Source organism: Bradyrhizobium sp. MOS001, assembly GCF_004634465.1.
In the GTDB taxonomy this organism is placed as follows: domain Bacteria; phylum Pseudomonadota; class Alphaproteobacteria; order Rhizobiales; family Xanthobacteraceae; genus Bradyrhizobium; species Bradyrhizobium barranii.
In genome coordinates this window covers 1-7,023 of record NZ_SPVJ01000100.1, presented here as the reverse complement: position 1 = coordinate 7,023, position 7,023 = coordinate 1, and the positions used below count along the sequence as shown (strand labels likewise).

Sequence of the window (7,023 nt, the reverse complement as noted above, 5' to 3'; positions counted from 1 at the left end):
CCATCTCGGTACGATGATTGGTGTTGCGCGACACGGTCCGCGCGATCACCACGTCGGGCTTCGTGGGTTTGACCCTGACTGCTGCCATCACCTCGTCACCTCTGCGATCTGCCACCGTTAACTCCGGTGCAGGTTCCAAGTTCATTGTGCTGTCATCGCGAGGTGTTTCACCGCGCGGCAAGGTGACTTGTGCGGCACCGATACGCAGGTCGTGCAGTTGTTTGGCGCCCGCTTATCGGGTGACGCTCCGGATAGAGTGAGCGCGCCGGATCATGTCCATCAGCCTGATGGTTTCTTCTTAAAGAGCGCTCTCAGCTGCTCCCACTTGGCCTCGATCCACCTCAGAGCCATGAGAAGAGGCTTCTGAAGAATAGGGATGTCCTGTGCGATAAGAAGAAGGCCTAGAGGCAGCATCCAGAGGCCGAAGATAGGCAGAAAGCTGAAGACGCCTCCTAGGATGAGCAACCCGGCGACAACGACACGGACCCAAAACGAGGATGGTTCTCGTAGCCACAGAATGAAGGCCGACACCTTCGTAGGCACCCGTCGCCGGAACAATTCAAAGTATCTATCCAATTCCGCTTTGACAGAAGCCATTAACTCGATCATCTCTCTATCAGGGTGCCGCAACCCTCCGAACAAGCGCTTGAACCGCGACTAAATAAAAAGATCTGTACGGAAAGCGTTCCAAACCCTTTGGCTTCCCGATGGGGATGACGGACGATCCGTCTGCGGCCAGTCCGTTGCCGGTTTGTGTTTTCGAAAGACCGCCCGCCAAATTACCTAAGCGTCGCGCAGGACAGATGATAGCCGGGAACGCGGGTATGACGGGTAGCTCCTCGCCTAAAGCGTATCCGGTGTGCGTCGAGGTGAGCCTTGATCCTCGTTGAGCAATTCCTGTTCGGCCAAGCGCCAAAAGTCTTCTCGGCCCTCCGGCTTGCCTGCCTGCTCCCACAACTCGTAGGCGCGGGCCGCAACGGCTTCATCGATCCGCATATCATGGGCCTTCTTCAGCCCAACTAGGGGCAATCGGAGTGGTTACTAATCCGGTCATCCCCCCATAAGCCTGCCTGTGAACCAAAGAAGCCTCTTGTTCAGGCCGTCGCGCTGTTTTGCCGACTCTGTGTTGCGCTCCAACTGCGTACGCACTGTAACAGCGACGAATCGGACGTCGACAAATTGAATCCCGGTTCCGTCGTGTAAGTTGCTTATGCGTCAGTCTCGACGGCTTATGTCGATCGCCCCGAACGGTGACGAGACCGTCTATTTGGTCGCAGACGACTTCGGCCGCTGTTCTTCGGAAGAACGCCCTCATTCGGCGTCGGCCGCCGTCGTGGCGCAGAGCCACCATAGGTGCGGCTGCCTAAATTGCCTGTGCGGGCGCCACGAATCGGAGAGCACGGAGACGCAAGGAACTCGCCAAGCTCAGGGTCGTTTCCTCGCATGAGTAAGCCCCTGCCCGTTATCATGGAAAACTCGATCCAGATCGCCTGGGATTACCTGGAGCGGACGGGCAACCTCGGTGATCCCGAGGTTGCGAGCAAGGTGCTGCTGGAGTCGGTGGAAGCAATGGTTAGGCGTTGTGAACACCGTGTCTTGATGCTCTCGAACACAGCCATCAGCGATTACAAGAGATTGTGTGCCGACTGTTCGTTGGAGTTAGTCACCTGATAGATCCCGACTGCCAGATCTGCTTTGGGCTGGGCTGGGTGTGCGAGAACCACCCTTTCCAAGCTTGGAATGAGAAGGGCTGTCAATGCGGCGCCGGAATGCCGTGCGAATGTCAGCAGGCCGAGGGGCTCGAACAACCAGACTTTTCAAAGGTCATACCTCGGCCGCCAGGATGACAGCCGGTAGGGCCACAACTCGGTTTGTAGATGCACTCAACGACGGCAAGGAGACCTGGCCAGCGTCAGTCGGATCGAACTGGTCCGTCGAACAGCGATAAATGACAGGGTTCCGCGCTAAGGACTCGCAAGCTCGACCTGATCCCGGATAAGGTGCAGATGCGGCATCGCGCCGTAATTTCCGAGGTATTCGATGTCAGGCGTAATCGAGCGGAACAACGTGAATGTTCGAGGAGCCGGGGACCGGGCTATCGTGTTCGGTCACGGGTTCGGCTGCGACCAAAACATGTGGCGGTTCGTGGCTCCGGCGTTCGAGAACGACTTCGAGACGGTAACGTTCGATCAGGTCGGCGCAGGCGGGTCGGATCTCGCCGCCTACGATAAGACCAAATACTCCAGCCTATCGGGGTATGCCGATGACCTTGTCGAAATCGGGCGCGAACTCGAACTGGAGGATGCCATCTTCGTCGGCCACTCCGTCAGCAGCATGATCGGCGTACTTGCCGCTCAGAAGGCTCCCGGCATGTTCGGCAAGCTGGTCCTAGTAGGCCCCTCTGCCCGGTACATCGACGATTACGAATACGTCGGCGGCTTCAGTGCCGCGCAGATCGAGGAATTGCTGCAGTTCCTTGAGTCCAACCACATGGGCTGGTCGACCCAGATGGCGCCCGCAATCATGGGCAATCCCGACCGGCCCGAACTCGGCGAAGAACTGACGAACAGCTTCTGCCGAACCGATCCGGAGATCGCCAAGGCGTTCGCCCGAGTCACGTTCACCTCCGACAACCGCAAGGACCTGGCCGGCGTCGCCGTTCCAACGCTGATCCTCCAGTGCAAGGAGGACATCATCGCGTCGCTTGAGGTCGGCGAGTTCGTCCACCGCAACATCCCGGGCAGCCGGATGACCGTCCTCGACGCGACCGGACACTGTCCGAATCTCAGCGCCCCTAAAGAGATGGTCGACGCCATGAGAACGTTCGTCTAGTGAGCGTCGCCGGTCTCGACTTCGACGACATGATCGAAAATGCTCCGTGCGGCTACATCACGCTGCGCGCCGACACGCGCATCGAGCACGTGAACCGGACGTTCCTCGCATGGACCGGTCACGACGCGGACGCGATGCTCGGGAAGCGCTTCAGTGATTTCCTCACCTTTCCCGGGCGTATCTATTTCGAAACCCATATCGCGCCCCTACTCCGGATGCAGGGTTTCTTCAACGAGTTCGCGATCGACATGCTTACGGCCGCGGGCGATCCGCTGCAGATCATCGCGAACGCCAATGAGCGCCGCGATCCGAACGGGAACGCGCTGGGCATCCGCATCGCGCTGATCAAGGCGACCGACCGGCGCCGGTACGAAACGGAGCTTCTGTCGGCCAAGGATCTGGCCGTGACGGCGGAAAAGGCCACGCAGGAGGTGCTGCGGCTGGAAAATGAGACGTCGCGGTTTCGCGAACAATTCATCGCCGTTCTCGGTCACGATCTGCGCAATCCGCTCGCCTCGATTAGCGCCGGCGCCCGTATCCTCGATCGGACGGTACAGAGCGAACAGGAGCACCGGGTCACCGCGATGCTGCAGTCGACCGTCATCCGGATGAGCGCGATGATCGACAACGTGCTGGACTTCGCGCGTGGCAGGCTGGGCGGTGGCATCACCCTGCGGCGCGACCCCCGAAAGCCACTCCAACCTGAACTCGAGCAGGTCGTAGACGAACTGCGTATGGGATCGCCCGGGAGGGAAATCCTTGCGGACTTCGCGATCGACCGGCCGGTTGATTGCGACCGGACGCGTGTTGGTCAGCTACTCTCCAACCTTCTAGGCAACGCCTTGACGCATGGCACCTCTAACCAGCCGATCGTCGTTCACGCCGAAACGCACGGCGGTTCTTTCGAGCTCTGGGTCGCAAATGCCGGCGAGCCTATACCGGAAGCGGCGATGGAGAAGCTGTTCGAGCCGTTCTTTCGTGCCGAGGCCCGCGCAAGCAGGCAAGGACTCGGATTGGGGCTATATATCGCTTCTCAGATCGCGAAGGCGCATGACGGCTCTTTGACCGTCTCGTCGTCGCCGAAGGAGACGCGCTTCACATTCACGATGCCGTCGGAGTAGCTCCGCTTCAAGATTCATCCGGCGTGCGGATGCTCCAGAAAGAATCGCAGCATTTCCTTCGTGGCATCCGGCCCCTCTGCGTCCGTATAGGATCCGGCGGGGCTCCCTCCGGACCAAGCGTGGCCGGCACCGTGGATGTTCCAGTGCTCCAAAATCTCCCGCTGGCCGTCGACGTGGGTCGTTCGGGTATATCCATGCCCTCCCGGAATTTGCCCGCGATGCACTTTCTTCTGCGTCTTGGTCGCTCCGATAGTCTGTTCGACGACCTGGGCGCCATTGCCTGGATGCACGGTGGTGTCGCGATCGCCGTGAAAAACAATGGTCGGGATCCTCGGGCCGGTCGCCGCAGGACGAGCGCCTTTGCCCCCTTGCCGCATGGCGGTGAACGCCGAGGGCATATCGGTAGCGGCTCCGCAAGGGAGGCCGGAATGGATCCCGACCGCAGCATATAGATCGCTATAGGTGGCTCCCATGATTGCTGCAGCGGCGCCTCCAGCCGAGAGGCCGGCGACGAAGACGCGCTTTGGATCGATTAAGTAGTCACGCATGACTTGGCGAGTGATGCCGGCGATCAGCGAGGGCTCGCCTTCGTCGCGGCGCTGGTCAGTCGCGCGAAACCAGTTCCAGCACTTGGACGGATTAGCGCCGCCATGCTGTGCCGGATAGACCACCAGGCAGTTCTGTTCTTCCGCGATGAAGTTCATTCTGGTGCCGGCTGCGAAATCGTCCGGCGACTGAGTGCAGCCATGCAGCATGACGACCAGCGGGTGCGGTTGACCTCGTTGGTAGCCGCTGGGGATGAACAGCTTGTAGCTCCGGCTTCCGGCCTCGTTGCTGTAGTTGCCGTCGATAAACTTCGTTCCTTCCGGCGCGATGTCGGTGATCGAAGCAGGCGCGTGCTTGGCACCCCGCAGACCCAGCCAGGTGCCGTCCTTGGCCCGATCGAACAGCGGCCGGTGCAAACGTGCCGTGGTAGCCGGAGCTTTGAGGTCGGCCCAGCCGAGGCGGCTAGACTTGAGGTCAATGGTGGGCGGAACGCCGTCTGGAAGGCCGACGAGCTGCGGGACGAGCGATGCCGCAGCGGGCGCATGCTCGCCTTTGAACATGCGCTGCAGCAGCGCCGTGGCTTCGGTCAGTTGCCCCGCTCGCGTCAACCGCGTGGCTTCGCGCAGCGTGTCGTGATTCAACATCGTGTTCACCTTGTTCTGTCGGCGAGAGCGGCCTTGACCGCGGGGGTGGCATGGAGGGCTCCGAGCACGGAAACCGAGCCGATAGTTGAGCGGGCGAGTTCGGCCGTGACGTCCTGCGCGATGCTGGCAAGGCCAAGCACATTGATGTGCAGCATCTCGCCGGCTCGCTGCGCCGCTTCGAGATCCGCGCGCGTGTAATTCCGGAGGCCGAGATCCAAGCCTTTACGGGCGGTAGATTGCTTGACCACGTCGGCGTGACGCTCGAGCTGATTGCGGATCGCCGTCCGGATGAAATCCGTGCGGTTCGAATAGAACCCGTCCTTCACCATCAGATCGACGTGGCCCAGATCGACGAAGCCGAGATTGATGGTGATCTTTTCGGTTTCCGGAGGCTTGGGCCTCAATTCTTGAATATTCCAGGGCATCGCCATCCACTTGCCATCTGCATGGATGGTATATGGATGGAGCGCTGCCCTTACAAGAGGGGTACGTGGTGGAACTTCTGGAGAAATTATGTCCGAAGTGATCTCCCGACCCGCAAAGAACATGGCGCGACGAAGCTGACCGCCAAGGAAGGCTGATTGCCTGCGCTTATGCACAGTCGGGTGGAACAGGTGGACGGTCGTCCGCCCTGCCAATTCTGAATCCCTGTCCCGTGCTAACCGGCCGGAACGACCGAGGGGCGGATGAATTCGTCCGGGCAGGAGCGACGAGATGCTGACGACGAAACAGAGACAATCGGCGATCCGAACGCTACGAGGCTGGGCGCTCGCCGTATTGCAAGAGGCCGGCGCAATCCGCGAATGCGAGGCGCACGGCTGGGCGCAGGATCGTGCCGATCCTCATGCCCGAGAACGCGCCTTTGACATCGCCCGCCTGGATCCGCCGCCTGGTGTCTCACCGGAGGAGGCCGTCACGGAGATCGGCGACGTGCTCGGATCAATTGGCGACACTTGCCCGGAATGCACGCCCTAACACTGAGCGCGCAAGCGGGCGCACGCGCCGGGTTCGCCGCGCCGAGATCGCCAGATCATATAAGCCCAGCGAGATCCGGTAGGTCTTCAGCTTTGTGGGCATGGCCTGCAACGCGGTCGTCACGTTAGATCTCAACGCCGACGTGCGAACCAAACTCCCAGCACAAAAGCCGCCAAGAGCGAGCGCAACGGCGCCTCCACCGTCACCTTCCGGAGCCGCTCGGCCAATTCCTCCGCCGAGCGTCCGAGGTCCACTTGCTTCTTCGTCCCGGGCTTTTCCCGAAAAGGATTCTCAAGACCGTGCTGATCGTTCGTCAGCCCGGAGGCTTCTGTCATCGCCGCGGTTTCGCTTGCATCCATACACTCCTCCTACGTCTGCCAAAGCAAGCGTCCTCAGGACCTATCGGTTCCTAAGCCGACTTCCGCCGTGCTCCGACCGCCGGCTTCTTTACGGCCGCTTCCTTTACCGGCTTCTTGCCGGCGATCGGCATCAGCATCTCCTTCTGACCCGCCGTGGCCTTCTTCGCCTTCTTGGCCGGCTTTTTCGGTGCCTTGGTCTCGGCCGCGGCGCCGCCGACGCTCTTCCGCAGCGCGTCCATCAGATCGACGACGTTCTCGCCCCTCGGCCGTTCTTTCGGAGTGATCGGCTTCCCCGCGCGCTTCTGGTTGACCAGGTCGACCAGCGCGGTCTCGTAGTGATCCTCGAATTTCTCGGGGTCGAACGTGCCCGTCTTCTGGTTGACGATGTGCCTTGCGAGGTCGAGCATGTCCTTGGTGACTTTGACGTCCTGGATCTCGTCGAAGTACTCCTGCTCGGAGCGGACCTCGTAGGGGTAGCGCAGCAGCGCACCGACGAGACCCTTCTCCAACGGCTCGAGCGCGATAATGTGCTCACGGCTGGTGAGA

At 60.8% G+C, this 7,023-nt stretch carries 8 protein-coding genes and 1 pseudogene; 4 read left to right on the top strand and 5 right to left on the bottom strand.

The window, feature by feature from the left end:
- Nucleotides 1-843: 843 nt before the first annotated feature.
- Nucleotides 844-996: a DUF2934 domain-containing protein gene (locus tag CT676_RS42565; RefSeq protein WP_135217236.1), complete on the bottom strand. Its 153-nt coding sequence runs from the start codon at nt 994-996 to the stop codon at nt 844-846.
- A 447-nt stretch (nt 997-1,443) separates the two neighbouring features.
- Here CT676_RS42565 and CT676_RS42560 point away from each other — a divergent pair, with 447 nt between their 5' ends.
- From CT676_RS42560 to CT676_RS42545, 3 genes are all read left to right on the top strand, one after another.
- Nucleotides 1,444-1,671 (top strand): hypothetical protein, encoded by a 228-nt coding sequence (locus tag CT676_RS42560; protein WP_135217235.1) that lies wholly within the window; start codon nt 1,444-1,446, stop codon nt 1,669-1,671.
- Between the two features lie 369 nt (nt 1,672-2,040).
- Nucleotides 2,041-2,832, top strand: coding sequence for an alpha/beta hydrolase (locus tag CT676_RS42550; protein ID WP_135217233.1), 792 nt, complete (start codon nt 2,041-2,043; stop codon nt 2,830-2,832).
- Entirely contained in the window at nt 2,832-3,953 is a 1,122-nt protein-coding gene (locus tag CT676_RS42545) for a PAS domain-containing sensor histidine kinase (RefSeq protein WP_135217232.1), read from the top strand. The genes CT676_RS42550 and CT676_RS42545 overlap by 1 nt, the downstream gene beginning before the upstream one ends.
- Before the next feature lie 14 nt (nt 3,954-3,967).
- Here the strand turns inward: CT676_RS42545 and CT676_RS42540 are convergent, their stop codons facing one another.
- On the bottom strand, nt 3,968-5,143 hold the full coding sequence (locus tag CT676_RS42540) for a PHB depolymerase family esterase (protein ID WP_135217231.1): 1,176 nt from the start codon (nt 5,141-5,143) through the stop codon (nt 3,968-3,970).
- Nucleotides 5,144-5,148: 5 nt separating this feature from the next.
- A complete protein-coding gene (locus CT676_RS42535; protein ID WP_135217238.1) occupies nt 5,149-5,568 on the bottom strand; it encodes a CopG family transcriptional regulator in 420 nt (139 codons plus the stop codon).
- 289 nt (nt 5,569-5,857) lie between these two features.
- On the opposite strand from CT676_RS42535, the gene CT676_RS42530 reads away from it, so the two are divergent.
- Nucleotides 5,858-6,118, top strand: coding sequence for a hypothetical protein (locus CT676_RS42530; RefSeq protein WP_135217230.1), 261 nt, complete (start codon nt 5,858-5,860; stop codon nt 6,116-6,118).
- Nucleotides 6,119-6,249: 131 nt separating this feature from the next.
- Here CT676_RS42530 and CT676_RS42525 read toward each other — a convergent pair whose 3' ends face one another.
- Nucleotides 6,250-6,477: a hypothetical protein gene (locus tag CT676_RS42525; RefSeq protein ID WP_135217229.1), complete on the bottom strand. Its 228-nt coding sequence runs from the start codon at nt 6,475-6,477 to the stop codon at nt 6,250-6,252.
- Between the two features lie 50 nt (nt 6,478-6,527).
- A pseudogene (locus CT676_RS42520) lies at nt 6,528-7,023 on the bottom strand (Ku protein); the annotation flags it as partial.

Bases quoted from the DNA above. Each gene is read 5' to 3' on its own strand.
- CT676_RS42535 (WP_135217238.1), bottom strand. From the start codon at position 5,568: ATGCCCTGGAATATTCAAGAATTGAGGCCCAAGCCTCCGGAAACCGAA.
- CT676_RS42525 (WP_135217229.1), bottom strand. From the start codon at position 6,477: ATGGATGCAAGCGAAACCGCGGCGATGACAGAAGCCTCCGGGCTGACG.
- CT676_RS42565 (WP_135217236.1), bottom strand. From the start codon at position 996: ATGCGGATCGATGAAGCCGTTGCGGCCCGCGCCTACGAGTTGTGGGAG.
- CT676_RS42530 (WP_135217230.1), top strand. From the start codon at position 5,858: ATGCTGACGACGAAACAGAGACAATCGGCGATCCGAACGCTACGAGGC.
- CT676_RS42560 (WP_135217235.1), top strand. From the start codon at position 1,444: ATGAGTAAGCCCCTGCCCGTTATCATGGAAAACTCGATCCAGATCGCC.
- CT676_RS42550 (WP_135217233.1), top strand. From the start codon at position 2,041: ATGTCAGGCGTAATCGAGCGGAACAACGTGAATGTTCGAGGAGCCGGG.
- CT676_RS42540 (WP_135217231.1), bottom strand. From the start codon at position 5,143: ATGTTGAATCACGACACGCTGCGCGAAGCCACGCGGTTGACGCGAGCG.